Annotated in this window: 22 protein-coding genes; 2 read left to right on the top strand and 20 right to left on the bottom strand. The window is 40.0% G+C overall.

Annotation, left to right across the window (positions count from 1 at the left end; translation table 11 throughout):
* Positions 1 to 85: 85 nt before the first annotated feature.
* Positions 86 to 442 (top strand): helix-turn-helix domain-containing protein, encoded by a 357-nt coding sequence (locus ACIRUQ_RS15025; RefSeq protein ID WP_055290352.1) that lies wholly within the window; start codon positions 86 to 88, stop codon positions 440 to 442.
* A 104-nt stretch (positions 443 to 546) separates the two neighbouring features.
* On the opposite strand, the gene ACIRUQ_RS15020 is transcribed toward ACIRUQ_RS15025, so the two are convergent.
* The 4 genes from ACIRUQ_RS15020 to ACIRUQ_RS15005 all read right to left on the bottom strand — a co-directional run bounded on the left by ACIRUQ_RS15020 (position 547) and on the right by ACIRUQ_RS15005 (position 5,495).
* Entirely contained in the window at positions 547 to 2,268 is a 1,722-nt protein-coding gene (locus ACIRUQ_RS15020) for a lysozyme family protein (protein ID WP_055290353.1), read from the bottom strand.
* Positions 2,269 to 2,293: 25 nt separating this feature from the next.
* Positions 2,294 to 2,701, bottom strand: coding sequence for a DUF6075 family protein (locus ACIRUQ_RS15015; RefSeq protein WP_055290354.1), 408 nt, complete (start codon positions 2,699 to 2,701; stop codon positions 2,294 to 2,296).
* Between the two features lie 81 nt (positions 2,702 to 2,782).
* The gene (locus tag ACIRUQ_RS15010) at positions 2,783 to 5,122 is read right to left on the bottom strand and encodes a VirB4-like conjugal transfer ATPase, CD1110 family (protein WP_055290355.1); all 2,340 of its coding nucleotides are present in this window, start codon (positions 5,120 to 5,122) and stop codon (positions 2,783 to 2,785) included.
* Positions 5,103 to 5,495 (bottom strand): PrgI family protein, encoded by a 393-nt coding sequence (locus ACIRUQ_RS15005; protein WP_055290356.1) that lies wholly within the window; start codon positions 5,493 to 5,495, stop codon positions 5,103 to 5,105. The genes ACIRUQ_RS15010 and ACIRUQ_RS15005 overlap by 20 nt, the downstream gene beginning before the upstream one ends.
* An 80-nt stretch (positions 5,496 to 5,575) precedes the next feature.
* On the opposite strand from ACIRUQ_RS15005, the gene ACIRUQ_RS15000 reads away from it, so the two are divergent.
* Positions 5,576 to 5,956 (top strand): hypothetical protein, encoded by a 381-nt coding sequence (locus ACIRUQ_RS15000; protein ID WP_055290357.1) that lies wholly within the window; start codon positions 5,576 to 5,578, stop codon positions 5,954 to 5,956.
* Positions 5,957 to 5,984: 28 nt separating this feature from the next.
* On the opposite strand, the gene ACIRUQ_RS14995 is transcribed toward ACIRUQ_RS15000, so the two are convergent.
* The 16 genes from ACIRUQ_RS14995 to ACIRUQ_RS14920 all read right to left on the bottom strand — a co-directional run bounded on the left by ACIRUQ_RS14995 (position 5,985) and on the right by ACIRUQ_RS14920 (position 20,184).
* On the bottom strand, positions 5,985 to 6,821 hold the full coding sequence (locus ACIRUQ_RS14995) for a hypothetical protein (protein WP_055290358.1): 837 nt from the start codon (positions 6,819 to 6,821) through the stop codon (positions 5,985 to 5,987).
* Between the two features lie 90 nt (positions 6,822 to 6,911).
* Complete coding sequence (locus ACIRUQ_RS14990) at positions 6,912 to 7,277, bottom strand: hypothetical protein (RefSeq protein ID WP_055171589.1); 366 nt, start codon at positions 7,275 to 7,277, stop codon at positions 6,912 to 6,914.
* 33 nt (positions 7,278 to 7,310) lie between these two features.
* Positions 7,311 to 9,107 carry a VirD4-like conjugal transfer protein, CD1115 family gene (locus ACIRUQ_RS14985; RefSeq protein ID WP_055290359.1) on the bottom strand — a complete coding sequence of 599 codons (1,797 nt, stop codon included), beginning with the start codon at positions 9,105 to 9,107 and terminating at the stop codon, positions 7,311 to 7,313.
* Complete coding sequence (locus ACIRUQ_RS14980; protein ID WP_055290360.1) at positions 9,094 to 9,297, bottom strand: hypothetical protein; 204 nt, start codon at positions 9,295 to 9,297, stop codon at positions 9,094 to 9,096. Before ACIRUQ_RS14980 ends, ACIRUQ_RS14985 begins: the two co-directional genes overlap by 14 nt.
* 26 nt (positions 9,298 to 9,323) lie before the next feature.
* Positions 9,324 to 10,298: a hypothetical protein gene (locus ACIRUQ_RS14975; RefSeq protein WP_055290361.1), complete on the bottom strand. Its 975-nt coding sequence runs from the start codon at positions 10,296 to 10,298 to the stop codon at positions 9,324 to 9,326.
* A 5-nt stretch (positions 10,299 to 10,303) separates the two neighbouring features.
* On the bottom strand, positions 10,304 to 11,185 hold the full coding sequence (locus tag ACIRUQ_RS14970) for a DUF3801 domain-containing protein (protein ID WP_055290362.1): 882 nt from the start codon (positions 11,183 to 11,185) through the stop codon (positions 10,304 to 10,306).
* Entirely contained in the window at positions 11,160 to 12,602 is a 1,443-nt protein-coding gene (locus tag ACIRUQ_RS14965) for a relaxase/mobilization nuclease domain-containing protein (RefSeq protein WP_055290363.1), read from the bottom strand. The genes ACIRUQ_RS14970 and ACIRUQ_RS14965 overlap by 26 nt, the downstream gene beginning before the upstream one ends.
* Complete coding sequence (locus ACIRUQ_RS14960; protein ID WP_055290364.1) at positions 12,593 to 12,931, bottom strand: plasmid mobilization protein; 339 nt, start codon at positions 12,929 to 12,931, stop codon at positions 12,593 to 12,595. Before ACIRUQ_RS14960 ends, ACIRUQ_RS14965 begins: the two co-directional genes overlap by 10 nt.
* Positions 12,928 to 13,902: a DUF5688 family protein gene (locus ACIRUQ_RS14955; RefSeq protein WP_028087750.1), complete on the bottom strand. Its 975-nt coding sequence runs from the start codon at positions 13,900 to 13,902 to the stop codon at positions 12,928 to 12,930. The genes ACIRUQ_RS14960 and ACIRUQ_RS14955 overlap by 4 nt, the downstream gene beginning before the upstream one ends.
* 132 nt (positions 13,903 to 14,034) lie before the next feature.
* Positions 14,035 to 14,127: a DUF3789 domain-containing protein gene (locus tag ACIRUQ_RS14950; RefSeq protein WP_080656577.1), complete on the bottom strand. Its 93-nt coding sequence runs from the start codon at positions 14,125 to 14,127 to the stop codon at positions 14,035 to 14,037.
* A 194-nt stretch (positions 14,128 to 14,321) separates the two neighbouring features.
* The gene (locus ACIRUQ_RS14945) at positions 14,322 to 14,621 is read right to left on the bottom strand and encodes a hypothetical protein (RefSeq protein WP_055290378.1); all 300 of its coding nucleotides are present in this window, start codon (positions 14,619 to 14,621) and stop codon (positions 14,322 to 14,324) included.
* A 15-nt stretch (positions 14,622 to 14,636) separates the two neighbouring features.
* A complete protein-coding gene (locus ACIRUQ_RS14940) occupies positions 14,637 to 15,623 on the bottom strand; it encodes a DUF3991 and TOPRIM domain-containing protein (RefSeq protein ID WP_156330973.1) in 987 nt (328 codons plus the stop codon).
* A gap of 112 nt (positions 15,624 to 15,735) precedes the next feature.
* On the bottom strand, positions 15,736 to 17,382 hold the full coding sequence (locus tag ACIRUQ_RS14935) for a P-loop NTPase fold protein (protein ID WP_055290366.1): 1,647 nt from the start codon (positions 17,380 to 17,382) through the stop codon (positions 15,736 to 15,738).
* 36 nt (positions 17,383 to 17,418) lie between these two features.
* Entirely contained in the window at positions 17,419 to 18,120 is a 702-nt protein-coding gene (locus ACIRUQ_RS14930) for an RloB family protein (RefSeq protein WP_055290367.1), read from the bottom strand.
* Between the two features lie 2 nt (positions 18,121 to 18,122).
* A complete protein-coding gene (locus ACIRUQ_RS14925) occupies positions 18,123 to 19,478 on the bottom strand; it encodes an ATP/GTP-binding protein (RefSeq protein WP_009268661.1) in 1,356 nt (451 codons plus the stop codon).
* Positions 19,479 to 19,710: 232 nt separating this feature from the next.
* Positions 19,711 to 20,184: a JAB domain-containing protein gene (locus ACIRUQ_RS14920; RefSeq protein ID WP_006426187.1), complete on the bottom strand. Its 474-nt coding sequence runs from the start codon at positions 20,182 to 20,184 to the stop codon at positions 19,711 to 19,713.
* Between the last annotated feature and the right edge of the window lie 35 nt (positions 20,185 to 20,219).

Raw genomic sequence — 20,219 nt, 5'->3', positions numbered from 1 at the left:
GGTATAATTAGTCCTTATATCCGGCATGATAAGGTTATTCCTTTGTATAAACCGGAACGATACAATATTATTGAGGTGAACGATTATGCCGATTGATGATTTAACTGCTTTAGGGCAGAAAATGCGGGAAGCCCGAAAGAATAAAGATCTGACGCAGCAGGAGCTTTCTGATCTGAGCCATGTTTCTGTAAAGCAAATCGCCAATATCGAAAAGGGGAAAATGAATCCTTCTTATTTGATTTTAAGAGCATTGGCAAAGGTCCTGCACATCTCTTTAGATACGCTTATAAATCCAGATATTTCTCTGGAAGATGAAGGTGTCAATCAGATGAAAATGCTTTATTCCAGCTGTCCGCCAGAAATGCGTGACACCCTGTTACATCACACACAGGAAACGGTGAAAGAACTGACAGAGTTGTCCGAAAAATTTGAAACGAATTGAGCCAGTGAGTGAAATTTAACGATTCTCTCACTGGTTCTTTTCATTTAAAAAAAGAGATTTACTTTTATAAATATCTCCGCTATTATTCCAAACAACATTTTTCTCTAATATGCCGGAACACCATATCCATAAATGTTACTGCTTCCGATACTGTAACTTCGTCTCGCCACTTTATCCCCACTATTGCCTTCAATGGTATTTACAGTTCCACCACTGACGCTCTCTACAATTCCAACATGGTCAATCGTTCCATTATTTCCCCAGTCAAAGAAAATAATATCTCCTGCCACCGGGGTATAACTTCCGTCACGGAACCTACCTTTACTTTCAAACCACTTCACACCGTCCGAACAAAGAGAAAATTTCGGAATGACTCCACTCTGAATATAACCGCTCTGGTCTGCACACCAGGACACAAAGCAGGCACACCACTCTACCCTGCCTCCAAATCCATACCAACTCCAATAGGTCGTTCCGCCTTTTCCTTCCTGCGATGCTGCCACCTGAACGATTGCCTGATTACCGATACCTGTCGGGATTCTTCCAAATGTATAATACTGAAGCACATGTGGTACATACTGCTTGTCCCCATAGCTGCTCCAGCCCATTCTCTGTGCCATCATATCGGAAAATTCTGCTGCATTCGCAAGGGTATATCCACCTCTGGCTTTCGCCCATTCCAGATATCCATTTCCGTAGTTGTAACTTTGCAATGCCAGTTTAATATTTTCCATATCCAGAGGATTTTTTACTCCTGCACGTTCCAGACAGCTTTTTATCTCCTGCACTCCGCAAGAAATCGAATACTCTGGATCAGTGATTCCATTCGGCTGTTTGGGGTATTTTGTATTAAAGCTCCCTTCTGAACACTGCATCGGGTCAAGTCCTCTCCCACCGGATTCCTGCATCATAATCGCTTTGATCAGTTCCACATATTCTCCAATACCATATTGATTTGCATACTGACGGATTAGTGGTTCGTATGCTTCTACTTCTGCACTAACCGAAGAAACCGTACTGGAATTATCCCCACCTGTCATGCATAGAAATCCACCAAATAAAATGACGATAATCAAAATCATAACCGCAATCCAACCGCCTGCAGTCAATGCACTCAGTAATGCTTTTGTAGCTTCAATCAACGCTTTTATCGCATGTGTTACCGCTTTTGCTGTCTTTTTCACTGCAATCGTGGTATCTCGTGCTGTCTGTCTTGCTGTCTGCACTGCTTTTTCTGCCTTTTTCATGGAATAATGCATTGCCTGGACATAAGCATTTGCTGTCTGCTCCGATGTTTTGATACTGGTCCTTGCCGTTTGTTCTGCAGTCTTGACCGCTTTTTCAGAAGTCTTGATAATACCTTTTCCGGTATTCTTTACAACCTGTTCCGATGCTCTCCCGGTCTTGATGGTTCTTTTATCCCGTTCAATGGTCTTGATTTTTTTGACAGCAAGTTCTCGCCCCTGTTCCTGTGCCTTTTCTCCGCCTGAAGGCGATACTGGTCGCATTTGTTCTTTCGGCTGGTAAACAGTTTCTTCGCCTGCCGAAGAAACAGAAGCTTTCTCTTTCTTCCGTTCAATAAGCTTTTCTGCCTGTCTGCGTACCTGATGCCCTGTTTCGTGAAAGATGCGGTCAGCATACTTGCTGGCCGCATCTTCTGCATACCCTACCGGATTATTCTCTCTATCACTAGATTTCTCCGTCGATTGCATGATATTTTCTTTTGTTCTGACATAGGACTGCTTGACATGGTCTGTCACTGTAACTGTCTTATCTAATACTTTAATATCCTTATGGACTTGGCGTGTTTTTATCTTACGATCCATCGCTTTCCTCCATTTGAATCTTTATCTAGCGTTCATGATTAGTTTCTTTTTTATTCACCTGTGGCAGTTCCCGGCAGTATTCTGGATACTTTATGCGGATTGCTTCATAAAAATATGGTGCATGACCGCAATCAAACATCTCGTATGGGGTAGACAGACTTTCTTCTCCTTTCTCCACATATCCATTCCACAAGTTAAATGCCAGTCTCGTCAATCGTGCCGAACCGCCTGTCTGCCACCCTTCATGCAGTGCTTCCGGTTTAATCAAACGCTCCTTAAAATCAAACATGCGGTCAACATGATTTCTGGTATCTTCAGAAATTCCCACACAATAGAAAAATGAACTGTAATAACTGTCGTGCTTTCCGCATTTTGCTAACATCTGATAAAAAAACCTTTCGTGTTCCTTTGATGAAAATCTGATTTCTGACATATTTTTCTCCTTTTCCGGCACTAAAAAACGCCACAAATTGTGACGATTTCCGGTGCCATTCTCTTAAATTGATTATTGAAGTTACATTCTTCCCCGGTTGATACTGTCCTCTCCCGGCTTTGTGGTCATCAGTTTATACAACCTTGTATTGGTTGGGAATCTATTGACGAACGGTACAAGCGAACTTCCGTATTTCACCAGACCACAACCGGCATCTGCATTTGTGATATATCCCATCTGTTCTGTGGAGATATTTAGTAGTGTTGCCAGTTTTGCTCTGTCCGGCTCTGCCTGATTAAGCATCACGATATACTCACTGTTGGAAATCATCGTACTTGCAAGAACAGAATCTAACAGATATTCCACGTTCTGTGTGATTGCTGTCGGGAATGCATTACGCTTACGAAATCTTCGCCATGCAGAGTTAAAAAATGCTCCGGAATACTCATTTTCAAATACTACATGAAACTCGTCTAAGAAAATATGGGTTCGCTTTCCCTGTTTCCAGTTCTCCGTTACCCGGTTCAACATTGCATCAGTGATTACCAGAAGTCCCATGGTCTTCAACTGCTTTCCCAAATCCAGAATGTCGTATACCATGATACGGTTATTCACATCAACATTACTTTCATGTGCAAATGCGTCCAGACTTCCATTTGTAAATAACTCTGATACCAGTGCCAAATCCTGTGCTTCCGGTTCTTCCTGTTCCAGAAACTTTTCACGCAACACCCGTAAAGTCGGCACTGCTCCGCCATGCTGATATTCCTCATAGACTTCCCCTACACATCGGTCAATAATGGAACGTTCCTTCGCATTGATCCCTTTTTTATCCAACTGCTCAAACAAAGATAAGATAAACTGTGACTTCTCAATTACCGGATCACCGCCATCTCCATATCCGTCTACCATATCCATTGCATTGATATGGTCCCGACTTCCTGCAGCAATGCGAACCACTTCTCCGCCCATTGCTTCAACTAATGATGCATACTCTCGCTCTGGATCACAAATCAGGATATCGTCCTGCGTTGCCAGTGCTAGGAATACAATCTGCATTTTTGCATTAAAGGATTTTCCACTTCCCGGTACTCCTAAAAGGAATGAGTTTGGATTTAACAGTTTTTCTTTATTACACATGATTAAGTTATGGGAGATTTCATTTTCACCGCAATAGATTCCTCCTGCGTCCATAATCTCCTGCACCCGGAATGGCATCAACACTGCTACACTCTCCGAAGTCAGTGTGCGGACTGCCGGAATCTTCCGGTGTCCGATGGGTAGTGCTGTATTCAGTCCGTCCATCTGCTGAAATTTCAAAACTGAAAACTGGCATAACTTTTTCCGTCCAATGGTCAGAAGTGTTTCCGTATCTGCGTCAAGCTGCTTTTTCGATTCTGCAGTATGCACCATAGTCAGTACACCGAACATCATACGCTGATCACGTGTAGTCAGATCGTCCATGAACTCTTTACTTTCTTTTCTCTGCTGTTCCAAGTCATAAGGAATCACTGCGGAAAAGTTATTGTTGGCATTCTGCCGTCTCTGCCAGTTTGTGATATTCGTCTCCACACCAAGCAGACGTTTTTCCACTTCCTGCACTGCTTCATCAGTAGGAACAGGAATCACATCAATGCTCAACATCAGATTTCGATTCATGTCGGTCAGTTCTGCTATCATATCGTCTTTAATGTAAGAAGCATACTCCCGAAGAAAGAGTACCCTTCCGTAACGCTCTCCCATGCGGAAATAATCTTTTTCAAATTCAAAGGTATCCGGACAGATATAATCTTTGAAGCTGTGTCCTTTTCTCATATTCTCCTGAATATCAAAATGGAAACCAGATTCTTCTCCTGTACGGTAAAAATCATGCAGAATCCGTAACTTATCTTCTCCATTTACCTCTGCACATTTGGAACCCAATCTTGCAAAATGGCTGTTCAGCTCTGTTGTCACTCGTGCAAAATAGGTTCTCGCTTCTTCGATCGTTTTCTTATAGCAGGATACTGTCACGTATTTTTCCTGTACCATACTGTTAGAACTGGTTGCCTTATTTAAAAGCATGTTATTGTACTCTTTCCGATATAAATCCAGTCCGTCCTCTTGCATTGGGATCAGGATTGCTTTCTCAAAATCTACCTTATTTAAACGGCGGTTGTTGATCGTTATTTTTGTTGTTCCACCGCAATCGAAGGAATTTAACAGATCCATATATTCCAGGAACATTGTTTCCTTATCTACTTTGCTTGCCACCGCATAGTTAATATCTGTAAATTTATAAGTACGTGCAAATTTATTTCTCCCGATTTTAAAAATCCCGTCAGACCAGATGGTCTCGATGGGAATTACCTGCTGTACGCTTCTTGGAATTACAAATTTTTCTTTATCCTGCTTGAAAATATTACTCAGCGTTTTTATCATTTTTCTTGCGTCCCTCCTTTTTCAGACTTTCTTTCTCACATTTTTTGATGATTGGTTCTACCGCATCAAAATAAAGATTTTCTGACCGGAACACCAGTTTTTTCGGCATCAGGATTTCCGATTTAATCCATGCCCAGATAAACTGCTCCGCTGTCATTCCATGATATTTTACAAACCCGAACACTACACATGGGGCAGCTCCCAGTACACAAATCCAACTTACTGTTTCCATACTCATGTATGGGTGAAGCAAAAAATAAAGCCCAACGGCAATCCCGCAGGCTAATCCTGAAAAGATAAACTGTCTTAGGGACAATCCGAAAAAGATTGCTTCCGTGTAATCCCTGATTTCCTTGTTAATTTTTACTTCCAAAACGATACACCTCCAAATCGCACATTTGTTATTTTCCCCTATTCTGTTATACTTGGAATAAATGAAAGGGGGACTGACCTATGCCAATCACTGTTATGATTTCACTTGTTGTTACTGTTGCTCTATTCCTGATTTCTCTGCTGTTTCGGATTGCTGCCAGATTAAATCTGACCTTACCGCTGTTATACTTTCTTGCTGTTTCCACAATTCTGAATCCATGGGCAGCAACTCATGAGAAACTTGCATTTGCAATCCTCTATCTGCTGACTGCCTTTTCTGTTCTCAGCTGGATTTTTGCTCTGCGACGCAAATGGCAGGAACATCAATACTACAAAGCTATGAAAGATGATATGTCCTTCCAGATTTCTCGTGCCAGACAGAGAGGGCTTCCTTTAGATTCTGTTCATTTTGATTCTCAGGGGAATATGCGGTATAACAATAGCAACAACATTGTAGAATAAATTTTAAGGATGCTTTCGGGCGTCCTTTTTACAATCCCATCATTTCCCTCACTACCCTGTCTGACATCTTCACTGCTCCGACCAGTACAAGCATATTGAAAATCAATTCTCCAATATAGCTCCACACCATAGTGACTGCAGCTGCGTCCGGATCGACTACTGGCGGTGATGATGCAAATAATGAAAAAATAATGCAGGCAAGTACCACGATTGCTCCCTCCAAACACACTGCTGCGTATGATTTCAAAAAACTTCTTCCGATATTCTGGCTCGGCTCTCCTGCGAAGGAAGATAACGGAATCGGTGCAATGGCAGTATAAAGGTACAATCGAAAAAATCTTCCATATACACTCATAATCATAATGAAACTCAACACTGTAATAAACAGTCCGCCTATTAACGTTACTGCCCATAGTGGGATACTTTCAAAAAATCCACAATCTTCTACCGCTTCTATGATTTCGTCCGGTAAAACAGTATCTTCCGTACTTCCAAATCCTGCGGTCTGCATGATCGTACTGGTCACTCCCTGTATGATATTGAATAATGCCATCATCAGCTCCAGTCCATACGTGACTACGCCTTTTGCAATCGCAAAACGTATAAAAATTTTCAATGCATGTTCCGGTCTTTTTACCTCTGTAAAACTGCCACAAGTTTTGACCACTCCAACTACAAAGAAAAGCACTAACAAGGCATAGCCGATTGCCTGCAATGCTCCATGGATCTGCACAATCACCTGCCAGATACCTCCACCCTTAAAGGTCTCCGGCGACTGTGTGAGTATCTGCCAGATTTCCGCAAGTTTACTGTTCCAGGTGTCCAAAGCATTTTGCAAGTTCTGTACTACCCAGTTATCTGACACGTTCTAAACACCTCCTGTCTTAGTCGGGACAGTGCGGTTCCATGTGGCCCTGCACAGTCCCGTTTTCTTACTCCTTGTTTTCTGTTCTGCTTAACCTGTAATCAGATTCAGGATTTCTTTTGCGAATGTAATGATTACACCACCTGCTAATGTTAAGAACCCATTGGCTCTCTGGCTTGGATCGTGAGACTTCAGTGATAAACCAACCTGCACAATTCCAAATCCCAGTAAAATCATGCCGATGGCACGAATCAGTCCAAAGATAAATGTGGACAGATTATTGATAACGGTCAGTGGATCGTCTGCCGCAAATACGGTACTTGCTCCTGCTGTCATAATCAGTACCATTGCAATATACACTGCAATGGCACGTTTCATTTTTGCTGTCATTGGCAGCTTCTTCGTTGATTTTGTTGTTTCTTTCTTCTCCTGCTTCTTTCGCATATCTAACTTCATTTTTTAATAGCCTCCTATATATTTTTCTTGGATTTACACATATTTCTGGATAATTTCTTCCAGATCTTCATCGGATAATAATTCGTAATCTTCCGATTCCAGTGAATCGTCTGTGAGTTCACCTTCTAAGCTGTCTCCCAGTGAGATACTTGCCACTGCCCAGTCAACTGCTCCATGCAGATACGGCTTTCCATTCCCGTCAGTTGTAAGTCCCACATTGGGGTGTTTTAAAATATCGAATTTCTCGTCTAAAATTGGTCTTTCTCCACGAATAAAAAGAATCGCATATCGGTTATCCAACATGCGAACTTCATCGGGTGTCATCAGCTCCCGCCCTGTATTCTGATAATTGGTGGAATAATTCCCGGAATGTCCCGTTGACTTTCCATAGGTGTTCGTGTCAATCGTTGCCTTTCCCAGAAGTTCGCTGACATATTTATGCGTCCCCTGCTCGTTGCCACCTAAATATAAAAATTCGTCACAGTTTCCCATAATGCTTTCCCATTGCTTTTCAAACAGTGCTTTTAACTGTGCTAGATTCTGCAAAATAATACTGACTGACACTTCTCTGGAACGCATAACGGACAGAATCTTATCGAAGTCATCCGGCAGTGAAACATTTGCAAATTCGTCCATGAGGAAATGCACATGAACCGGAAGTCTCCCTCCATATTTATGATCTGCCAGATAGAACAACTGCTGAAATAACTGGGTATACAATATTGACACCAGAAAGTTATAACTGGTGTCGTTGTCCGGGATTAACGCAAATAAAGCCACTTTCCGCTCTCCCAGTGATGGCAGGTCTAAATCATCTGTTGCAGTCAGTGCCGCCAGACTGGATAAGTTAAATTTCTCAAGTCTTGCTGCGAGTGTAATTTGAATGGACTTTAATGTCTTTGCACTACCAGAGTGATAATCTTTGTAATACTTCACTGCAATGTGTTCTGGATTTTTCATTTCCAACCGCTCAAATAATTCATCAAGTGGTGACTGATACTGGTCATCGTCTTCTCTGACTTCTCCGGCACGTAACATTTCCATTACCATCGGAAAATTCTGTTCTTCCTCTGGTGCTTCATACCGTAAATAGAAAATCAGTGCCAGCAACAGCATGGAAGCTGCAGTATCCCAAAACGGATCGTTTGACTGACTTCCCTTGGGTGTAGTCGCTTTGAATAGGTTCGTTACCAATCTCTGCACATCGTTATCGTCCTTCAGATATACAAACGGGTTATAGCAATGGCTCTTTTCCATGTTGATCAGGTCAAGCACTCTTACCTCATATCCTTTTTCTTCCAGAAGATACCCGGTATCTCTCAGATTTTCCCCTTTTGGATCAAGCACCACAAAAGAGGTATTTGCCTGCATCAGATTCGGCTTTGCAAAAAATCTGGTCTTTCCTGAACCGGAACCACCAATCACAACCGTCAATACATTTCGCAAATGTTTCCGCATATTGTAGCTGATTCGTACATGCATGGTCAGCAACTTATTTTTTGTAAATCGCTTCTCCCTGTATCTGCGATTGATTTTCTTCACATTCCCCCATTTTGCAGACCCATGTTCTTCACCTCGTCGGTAATGTTTCTTGGTAGAAAGATAAATCCCAATTCCCATACCGTAAGACAGCAAAAAAATAAGGACAGTTTTTACACTGTCCCCACATAACTGAATGGAAAACGGATGGTTCATCGCTTCCGGAACTCCATCCAGAATCCCCATAAGACCAGACGAAAGATAAGGTGCGACAAGTAACGCAAACCAGATAACCGGGATAATTCCAATCACTTCTAGTATCAAACCACTCTGCTCATCATCGTTCTTCATGGCTTCTGCGTCCTCTCTTTCCTTTATCCGGCGGTACTTCGATTTTCTCTATGACTTTCATTAAGACGTCATCGACAAGCTCCGTATCTTTTCCCTCTTTCAGCATCTGATTCCGCTTGTCCTTCAGGGAATGGAACACTACACCGCTCTCATATTTGTCCAGTTCTAACGTAATCGTATCACTGCTCATTTTGTTTTCTCCTTTCCCGGATGTTCTTAGCGTGCCATACCACGGTCATGCTCCTGTGTTTTCTGTTCGCCTGTTTTTGCTTCAGATTCTTTCTGACCATTCTCTGCTCTTCCCTGCTGACGCTGGTTCAGATTTTTATCCTGTTCCAACACTTTCGCCATTCTTCCGGAAATTGCATTGGCTGCATCTCTCGCTTTGGAAAGTTCTCCTCTTACCTCCTGCGGTTCCATATTTTCAAAAAACTCCGGTGCATGGGTAAAATCAAACTGGCTGATATCCATTCCATACTTTTTAGACAACATATAGGACGCACAATATGCGTGGAACGCATCTTCACTCCTGTCATAGTCCGGATTGCCTTCTGCATATCCTGCAAATACCAGTTCCGGCACAAGGCTCTGAAAAATTTCCTGTGCGTCCATGCCCTTTCTTACATAGATGCATTTTTCTTCCGGTTCAAAATATGCCCCCTTTTCATCAGGCATCTGATCAGGCTCTGCTGCAACAATATTTGCCGGAGGATTGCTCACTAATGCCCGGATCAGGCTTCTCTCATCATACTGATTTTCTTTTGCCGTCTTATCCGTCATCGTTGTCTGGGAAATATCATACAACTTTTTCGCATTGTAATACGTTCCTATCGAACCGTCTTCACGTTCATAAGTCTTTCCCGGCTCCATGATCAAAATTGGATTTTGACGCTCCATACGTTTTACATAAGTTCCATGGTCTCTCCAATATCCATAATCCCCTAATCTCTGTGCATCTGGTCTCTGTGCAAGAATCAGAAGTGCATTATTTGCCGTATAACGGTCAAAGGTACTCTGCACGTCCAGATATTTCTGGAACATCTGACCGTCTGTCGCTACCTGTGCGGTTACCTGTTCTGACAACTCATAGCAACGATTCCGGTTATTCTTACTCTCTGCGATAAATGCCTGTACCTTATCGTCCTGTGGTACGGCAGATACATTTAATAAAGAATCAAAACTGTTATCCATAAAATTTACCTCTCTTTCCCTTTTCTTGGTTTTCGTTTCTGTTGTGGCTGTTGGTGGCGAATCTGATTCCGGTCTTTATTGCCCTGATTTCTCACCGGATCATTTCTATGCTCACGCCGCTCCGCTTCTTTCTTCCTTGCATTCTGTATCTCCCGAAGTTCCTTTCTGACCGATGGTCTCTCTGGTTTTTCCGGAGCGTATAACTTAGAAGTACCCTCTGCGGTTTTCTCTTGCTTCTTTGAGGTAGGCTCGGACAGACGGGATTTGGTTGTCTTTGCCAAAGAGGGGTTTTGCTCCTTACCCTCTTTCTTCACCAGCTCTCCTAACAATTCGTCCATAAGCTGATCCTCCTTGGATTTCTGTGGATAATCTTTCTCCGGCTCCGCCTGTCCCTGTTTTTCCTGCTGAGTCTGTACCTTTTCCGGTTTCTTTTCCTGCTTCTCCGATTTTCTGGCTTTCGCTTTTTCTGCACGTGTCCGTTCAATTTGCGTCTTAATCTTCGCCGCTTCTGTAACAGATGCGAACTGGAATCTGTCTACGATACGGTTGATTCTTGGTGCATCTTCTTCCTTTACAATCACATCTACCAGTCCGTCACTGCTTCCTTTAGGATTTCGGACTGCACAATACAACACGCCATATCGTTTTGCTTCCTGCACAAACTGCTTCAGGTCACTTTCTTTCACTGAAAACACCGTCAGTGGTCTACCCGATTTGACCAGTGTCTCAAGTCTTGCCCTGCCTTTTGTCTTTTTCTTCTCTTTTAAGACTGCATACAACATCACTGCCAGATGCTTCGCACCTGTACCGCTGATTTTCAATGCAGCTTCACCGACTTCCAGAGACATTCGTACCACCTGGTCAGCGGCTTCGCCTGATGTGTTCATGGCTTTGTTCCTCCTTCTTCTCTTTTTCTTCCCGCACCATCTTAAATTTTTCTTCAATCACCTTGGAACGTGCGGCAATCCCATCGCAAAGCACCACCTCCTTTCTGAGCGTTCCAATTTCTTCTGTCAGACCTTTTATCTGTTCTTTCAGGTCCTGTATTTCTTCTTCCGGTCTGTCCGCCCGGATCTTATAACGCAGGTGCTTCCGTTCCTCCACGCACTGCTCCATTTTCTTCTGCAACCTTTCTTTCAATGAAAAAAGCTTCTCTGCAGTATCTATGTGATAATGGCAGAGTAGCTTCGCCTCTTTTGAAATAGTATTCAGTTTTAACAAATCCTCCCGGAGCAAGACATGCACTTGTTTGGAAGATATTGACGGGTGGATCTTTGGCAGGATTCCCAAAAGATAACAATAATGTAAATATAATCCCCGAAGTCCTCCAATCTTCCTTGGCTGATAGGAATTCCCGGATATTCGAATCCGGTAATGCCCTAGAATCGGAAGTTTTTTCTCGGCGAGTAATTCATTTTCTTCCAGAATTCGAACCCGGATTGCTTCCAGTGAATAATTCTCTCCAAAATTCCGCTTTAGCTTCAGACCTCGCTCCCGCCCTTCCGGGCGAATGGTAATGTCTTTCCCGAACTTAAAAGAATATCCTTTTTCCCGCAAATAAAAAAAGAACTGTTTTTCAGTCCTCGCTTTTCGGATTGCTTCATCAACATCTGCTTTTACCATGCTGTGATAACTCGGCTTTCCTTCCTGTTCTGCCTGCCACTCGGCATAATGTTTTCCTTTTCCCTGTTCTGGCTGTTGCACAACCGATAGCTGATATTCTTTACATAAACGGTCCGACACCATTCGCATATCACGATAATCCTGATTTGTCCTGTGGTATCTTTTTCCGTCAAGGAATGAAACTGCGTTCACCACAAAATGATTGTGCAGATGATTTGCCTTATCCAAATGGGTTGCAATCAATACCTGATACTGACTGCCCCACAATTCTTCTGCCAGCTTCTTTCCGATCTCATGTGCCATTGCCGGATTACATTCTCCCGGTGCAAAAGACTGGTATCCATGAAATGCAACAATTCCGTCCTCTTTTCCAAAACGCTTTTTGACTGCGATCATTTCTTCTCTGGCGGTTGTCGGTGCACAATTAACTCCAGATACATACTGTTCCATCAGTTCTTCCGATTCTCCGACAAGTTCCCTTTCCATAGATTCAGATTGTCCCCGTCTGGTCTTTTCAGTATTCACCGCATAGGTAATTACATCCTCTAATCCCTGTGTGGATTGTGATTGATTCTCAGATATCTGCCCTTCATTGTTCTCTTTCGTCTTGTCCGGGTTCTCCGCATACTTAATTACTTTTCCTATCCAACCTTTGATACTCCAGATTGATGTCACTGCCATGATTCGTTTTTCTCCGGAAGTATTACTGCTTCTGTAATCTTACGGACTGCTTCATTGAACTTCTGCACTTCCTGATCGTATCGCTGCATATCTACCACATTTAACACATGTGCTTTCTGTGCAATCTGATTTAAGTTATTTCCAATTTTGTGAAGTTCCCGCATCATAGAATAATAATCTGGCGGCGGTGCATCTTTGGGAACAACACCGGAGATTAACTGTCTCAGGTACGCTTCTCGGTTCAGTCCGCTTTTCTTTACTTTCTTATCCAATACCTCGGCTTCCTTTTTGTTCAACCGAAAAAGAATTGCTACATTACGTTTTCTCAACGCTCCATCTCCTTTGCTTTCTGTATAGAATCTGGTTCCTGGCGAATCTGGTGTTTTTCTTTATCGTATCTGTAAACTCTGTCTGAGAGAACCTCCTCACGCTTAACCTCTGCCCGGTTTACTTCCCGCACCATTTCGCCCAATCTTCTTGGTTCAACTTCGCCATTATCCGGTACAATCAAAACTTCATGGACTGATGACGGAAGAACATAAAATCCTTCTGGAAAAAGCTGATTGAGTTTATTTAAAACCTCTGGTTGAGTAATCATAGATGCTCCATACTGGTTTTCCATATTCGTAAGTACATAGGCTGTTTCATGCGAACTAAGTCCAAATTCCGTTGTATTCTCATCTAATAGATTCTTTACACATGCGTCTTCATCAAAAAGGCTTTTCCATGTTCCAAACATTGTCTGAAGAACTGGTGTATTTATCGGCTGTGTGTTTGCCCTTGCCTGTTGAAACAACGCTTTTTCATCAATATTCCAAATACTGAGATATTGATTTCTTATCTCCATAGTCGCTTTTCCTTCTCTAGAATCTACTGGGAAATCCACATAGCAGATAGCAGATAAATCTTCAATATTTTCATGAGGCATTTCCTGCAGCATCTTTCGATTTGCCTGTGTGTTCACAAGTTTAATTGCCAGATGCTCTTTTAACGAATCATAGTTTGTCAGATCAATCCCGCTATTCATAAATGGAGCCCGGCTCGATTTCTCTATACAACTTGCAATCCTGTTCATTACACGCTCAACAGGTTCCCCTTGTCGGATTTCATCAAAGAATTGTTCCATATAAATAATCGGACTTGCATTTCTTTCCGGAAGATTTACCTGTACTCCTATTAACTGAATTCCATTATTTTTATTTTTCTGCACGACCTGAAAATCTGCATCTTCGTACTCTGGTGGAAGATAATTACGAATATCCTTTGCCACTCCTTCCGCAAATACTTTTTCTGCTATCATTTCTTCTGTTCCCCTTTCTTCTGTTCCACTTTCTTTTTGCCCAACTTCTTTAAATACGCTTCATACCGTTTTGCTTCTTTTTTCTTATTTCTAATTGTCAAATCAATACTTGCCATTTTCTTTCTCCTTCACTTATTTTCTGTTCACCTGTAAAATGCACATTGCAATTACACCGACCGCACTTCCTACAAATATTCCTGCAACAAATAAAATCATTTTCTTCATGTCTCCTGTTTCTCCATATTGTAAATTTTTCTAAGGGTTTCAGGGATTCTCCCTGACAAGCTGCCGCTGGACTGACAGACAGGAAACCTGTGTGGCAATCCAAAGGCGTTGCTTGCTGGTATTGTGTATTCTTCTGCACCCGTCTCACGGTTCCGGGTATCAGAAGATTTACTTGCCGAAAAGCAAATGTTTTTTTATTCTTTCAGTTCACATATCCTGCAAGTTTCACACTCTGTGCATCGTACATTTTCATCAGTTGCCATGCATTCTTCACTCACCGGGCAATACTTTTGACAACTTTCACACTGCTCCGTACAGTCTTCTTCTGACACTTTCTCAGCAATAATTCCAAGCAATTCATTCTGTTCTTTTTCTTCTTTCACCTGTGTTTCCAGAAAAATCTTCAACAGTTCTTCACTGTCCACATCATCTTCCATCGTCAAAATCAACTCTTTCTTATGCACAACCTTCAGCTCATATCTTGCAATTTTCATATCTTTTTTCACCTTCTATCTCTCATATTTTTCATGACCAGGCATACTCTTTTTCGTGCTTTTTTCCCGCTTTGTAATTGCCAGATTTAACTTGATACAGAGCAGATCGTTATAATCTTTTCCTTGTTTTGGCGGTACATCTTTTACCTGATATTGCTTCGGAAGTACTGTAGAAATTGCTTTTGTGGCAAGTCTTCCAATACGGTCATTGTCCAAATGCAGAACGATTGTCTTCACCTCTGGATGCATTTTTAGTGCTCTCGCCAACGCTGCAGGGACTTTACTTTTTTCAATTTCTTTTGCTGGCTGATAGACACCTGCCAGTGACAATAAATGTTCTCTTCTCCACTCCTTCCCCTCCAATTTCTGCAATGTTGCATAAGATAGCAGATCAATGGCTGACTCAAACAGATGCACCGTATCATTGGGTTTCTCTGTAAAAATGGAAAAAGAGTAATTCTTATCGCTTCCATTTGCTTCTCCGATAAAACTGGTTCCGATTCCCCTAATAGCTGCATATTTCGGATTTTCTTTCTCATCCATCCCTACAAACACCGTATTGTGATGAAATTCACTTTCATAAACTCTTCCGGACTCCAGACAAAACTGAATGATTTCCTTATCAATCCCACGTCCTGAAAGATACACAATCACTTTCTGATCATCTTGATTTTTCTTTGGCAACAGTAACTGTTTTTCCATCGGAACATTCTCAGATACAGAAAGTGGCGGCTGAATATTTGCCCGTTCTGCAAGCAATTCAACCGCCTCTAAAAAACTGTATCCTTTTACTTTGATCAGATAATCCAGTGCTGATCTGCCACCGGTTCTCTGACTCCACCACATCCATTTCCCATTTGATATTTTCAAACTATCGTGTGTTCTGGTAGTGTAGGTGTTGCCAGAAAAGTGAACTAATTCGTATGGTTCATAATTTTTCAAGTACGTAAGCAAATCCATCCGCTTGACCTCCCGCACGACCGATGGTGGTATATATGGCATAATTTTCATCTCCTTTCTTGCCTTAGATTGATATTATTGGGGATAATATCCGGGCATGAAAATAGCCAGGTGATTCCTTGAGTTGGAACCATCTGGCTATGTAAATTTACTTTTACTTTTTTACTATCTCCTCAATCAAAACATCTATTCTATGCCTTGACATATTATCACAATCTTCTTTTATTTTTTCACAATACTGCAAGAATTTTTCAGCATCTGAATGATACAAAACATACATAATATTATAACACGTATGATATCTATCCTCATCCACATTGTCTACTGGAAAAGAAATTTTATTATACAAATTGTCTATCTCTGATATGATAATATCATGATAATAACTACTATCAAAATTATTTCTAAGTTTATATGAATACTCATAAGCCTTTTTCCCATGAGTTGTTTTTTTCAAATATCCCACATATATCTCTATTAAAAATTTCATCATTTCTTTATTTTCTTCTTGATATATTCTTTTTGTCTTTTCCGATGACATGTGAAACAAATCATATGAATACGATAGCATTTCCTCTTTCCCATCTAAAACAGTTTTTTCCAGCATTTCTTCTAAAATATTTCTATATTCTGATAAAACACTTTCATTATTTTCCTCTAAAACATCACTCCAAACAACGTACGCATCTGCAAATTCATTTAATTCTGCTAAACTCTTTGCTTCAAGCATTTTCTCTCTTAAAATAGGTAATACACTCCTTATTTCCTCATCTGACTTATAATAGTTAGGCTTATCTCCTGAATTAAGAAATAACTTGTATTCAGCCTCCAATTGTTCTTCATTTAGTACCCCTTCCTCATAATATTTCAGTATCATTTCTACCAAATTTGTACTACACTTTATTCCATAAAGATATCTGCCAATTCTATGCTGAAGCATATTTCCAATCGTATTTGTCATTTTTTCTACAGAATCAGTATTAGTATTATCAGAATCAATTTCTTTATAGTACAAGTTTTCTATACTCTCCACAACAACAGCAAAGCATATTAACCTTAATTCTTCTTTAAATTGCTCACTCATGTCACTATTACAAAACAATTTTACATCTTCAAAAAAACGTTGCGCCTTTTCGAGCGTCCGTAAATTTTTGACTTTATGGATTTCCAAGAATTTTTCAACAAAGTCTGCATGGATATTCATTTTACTCCATGTCACTTTCTCTGCACGTTCTGTAATATGATATATTCTTTCAATGACCTTTTCATTATACTTTTCAAATACAACTTTTTTGTCCGATTGTATTTCATCTGTATTCGCAATCACAATAACTTTTACATAATTACATTGCTTGAGTTCTTCTATAATTCCAAATATATCTTCCAAATTTATGTCATCACTCATTCTTTCCAAGTCATCTATTACAATAATATGAACAGAAGTAAACTCTTTTGACAATAATAAAAACAATTCTCTTTCATTGGCAATGCTTTGTACTACTTCCTTTGCCTGACCAACTTTATCCCAAATTTTCGATAGACCATCTAAAACATTATTAGCAATTTCACCTATTTTCCCACCAATATTATTCTTTAAAGCCAATTGAAATAACGCTTCATGATATATTTGTTTTGGGTCTTTTAAACCAAACATTGATATTTTACAAACATTGGGATTTGCTTCTAATGCCTCATTTACCGCATAAGATTTTCCAATTCCCCATGTTCCATCAAATAAAATTGCTCTATACGGTAGATGATCTATGTCACTGATTATATTTTTTATATTATCTGCTTTCATACTGTATCTTTCCATCCCTATTTTTCATCTAACAACTTATTTTCCATCATCATTCCGAATATCATCAATAATCCGACCAATATTACATGTAATCTGTCCCTTACACTGATGAATATCCTCATTGATTTTCTTTTCCTGCTCAATAGCAATCTCTATATTCTTCGCCAGTTCTCCAATTGCAGAATTCTTTTTGGGATTGATTCCTGTTCTGGCAAGTAACAGCTTATAGATAAATGTCTGATGTCCATCTTTTTCATTCTGGATAATCTGTTCAGCATTCGGCTCAATATCATCTTCATATGAATTTTCATAATGTAACAGCAGGAACAATTCAAATGCTGGATTGCTAACCGCTAATATATTATTCTTTTCACCTTCTGCTACTAGTTCATCATAATCAAGTACTTTTTCTTCAAAAATATCTCCATCAAATACAACAATCATCTTATCCCGTTCTTTATCAAACGCTATTTCCGGATTTTCTTTCTGATTTTCTGCAAATTCAATCAAACGTCTTGGAAATGAAATGTCCCTGTCTCCCTCTGTTTTTTCAAGTAACCGGATATCGATCAATGGATGAATATTTAACTCTTTTCGGATATCAATTAACTTTTTGAAATACCATGTTTCAGTATTTGCACCCTCACATATGAAAAAGTACTTACGATAAGGCTCAATCTGTTCTTCTTCATCTGTAGTTCTGCTATTCCAATTCGTATAACTTCTTACTGGAGCCAAGGCTACTCCTCCTCTCTAAAGTCGAATGTTGAAAATACCGGTATCGCACCATATCTTCCTTCCAGATATGCCTTGCTCAACACCTTATCATACCTCTCCTTGAAACGATCTAAGGAATAAATAGAGCTTGCATTTTCTGCGTTACGTTCTACAAACCAGATTTCATCCCTTCTAAAAATAGCCTGATCCATAATGGATGATTCATGTGTAGTGAACAATAGCTGCATACGCTGCTCATCATGTAGCTGCATAAACAATTGCAAAAATCGTTCTGTCAGCTTCGGATGTAAGCTTCTCTCCAATTCATCCACAACATAAAGAACATCTTCTCGTTTATTCAACAGCATATCCATCAAATCGAATAATCTTCTTGTTCCATCAGACTCTTCATCAAAACCGAACTCATAAAATGACTTATTATGATGCAACCGGATTGTTGTGACCTTCGGTTCAGAATGTCCTTCAACTTCGATATTAAAGAAAGTTTCCTTCGACCTCATCGTCATTCTGAATGATGGTTCTTCCTGCTCTTCCATTCTATTTTTTACATGCTGCATCATCTTATCAAATACTGATTTCGGCAATGCATTTGATAACTCATCCAATGTAATTTCTTCAATTTTTACCTGGCTGATACCCGTATCAAATGTTTTGATCAATTTGTTAATCAGCTTCAGCGAATTATCATCATAATAATATTCCAAATCAATCAATGGCGTATCCGGTGTGATAATCGAAATATGATTCTGAATCCAATCATATACATCCCGGAAGAATAATAATTTAGATCGTGTGCTATATTTTTTTCCACGATTCATTTCTGTCAGGAACAAAGATGTTTCATTTCCTTCAAAATCATCTGCATAGGTTTCAAATTTATTTTTTTCTGTGTTTGTCAGCGTAATACCATCATTTAACACCGGACGTTTACTTCCTTCTCGTTCAAAGAGACATTTTGCTGAACCATTCTGATATAATTCATATAACCATTCTCCGGTTACTTTTCGTCTGCTTAAAACTGCAGAAAAACCATAGGCATAAAATTTGTCACCTACAGTAATCTGAATTTCAAAACTACTTTCTCGTTCTTTATTCTCCTGCCGATTCTTACAAAACATCTGTGTAGCTTCTATCGGAATACCATTGCAGACACTATCTTTAAAAAATTTAAAGAACAATGCCAAATTGGTCTTTCCAGATGCATTTGCTCCATAAACTACTGCATATTTTAATAACTGGGTACTTTTTATCTTTAACCTGTGATTTGCATTTGTTCGTATTTTATTTGAGGAAATCATTGTCAGCTCTGCTGCTTTATCAAAAGATTTAAAATTTTCAACACTTACTTTTACTAACATTCTTATACACCTCCACCTTTATTATATGTTTTACTCTTCTCTCAGTCAATGTAAATTCTCTTATTTAGAGATTTTTTCGTTATATATTGTTTCTTTTTCTATTTTTAACAATTTTATTTTGAGTTATGCATATAATATCAATGTATAAGTCAGCTTTTTGTAGCGACACTATTTTACTAATGCCGCTACATGAAATATTACAATAAATAAAAACTTCTAATTCTTTTTTCTTCTATCTCTCCCAATCCATCCTTCCTGTCACATTCAACATCTTTTCTTCTCGGAAGCTGAGCATCTTTCCATTAGTTCCACCGACAATGATATGATCCAGCAATTCTATCCCCAGTAGCTGTCCGCACTTCTGCAGCTTTCTCGTAACAATCATATCCTCTTTTGACGGTTTCACATTGCCACTGGGATGATTATGAAGTCCAATGATTGCAGAAGCATTTGCCAGAATACTGCTCTTAAAAACTTCTCTGGGAATTACCAAAGATGCATTGATTGTTCCAACACTGACCAGATTCATATTGATTACCTGCCCATTATTTTTCATATTCAGGATGCAAAATACTTCTCTGTCATATTGCGATAACTCCTTCGCCATCAATTCTACAACAGCCTGTGGACTGTCCAACGTCTGCTCACTATAAAGAGACGGCTCTTTTACCAGACGGATATTCACAACTTCCAATTCATTCTCCATCCTTCTGATCTCCTTTTGGAAATTCTACAACCAAA

The sequence above is a fragment of the Eubacterium ramulus genome, assembly GCF_045002895.1.
Lineage (GTDB): Bacteria > Bacillota > Clostridia > Lachnospirales > Lachnospiraceae > Eubacterium_I > Eubacterium_I ramulus.
This window is presented reverse-complemented; position numbering and strand designations above follow the sequence as displayed.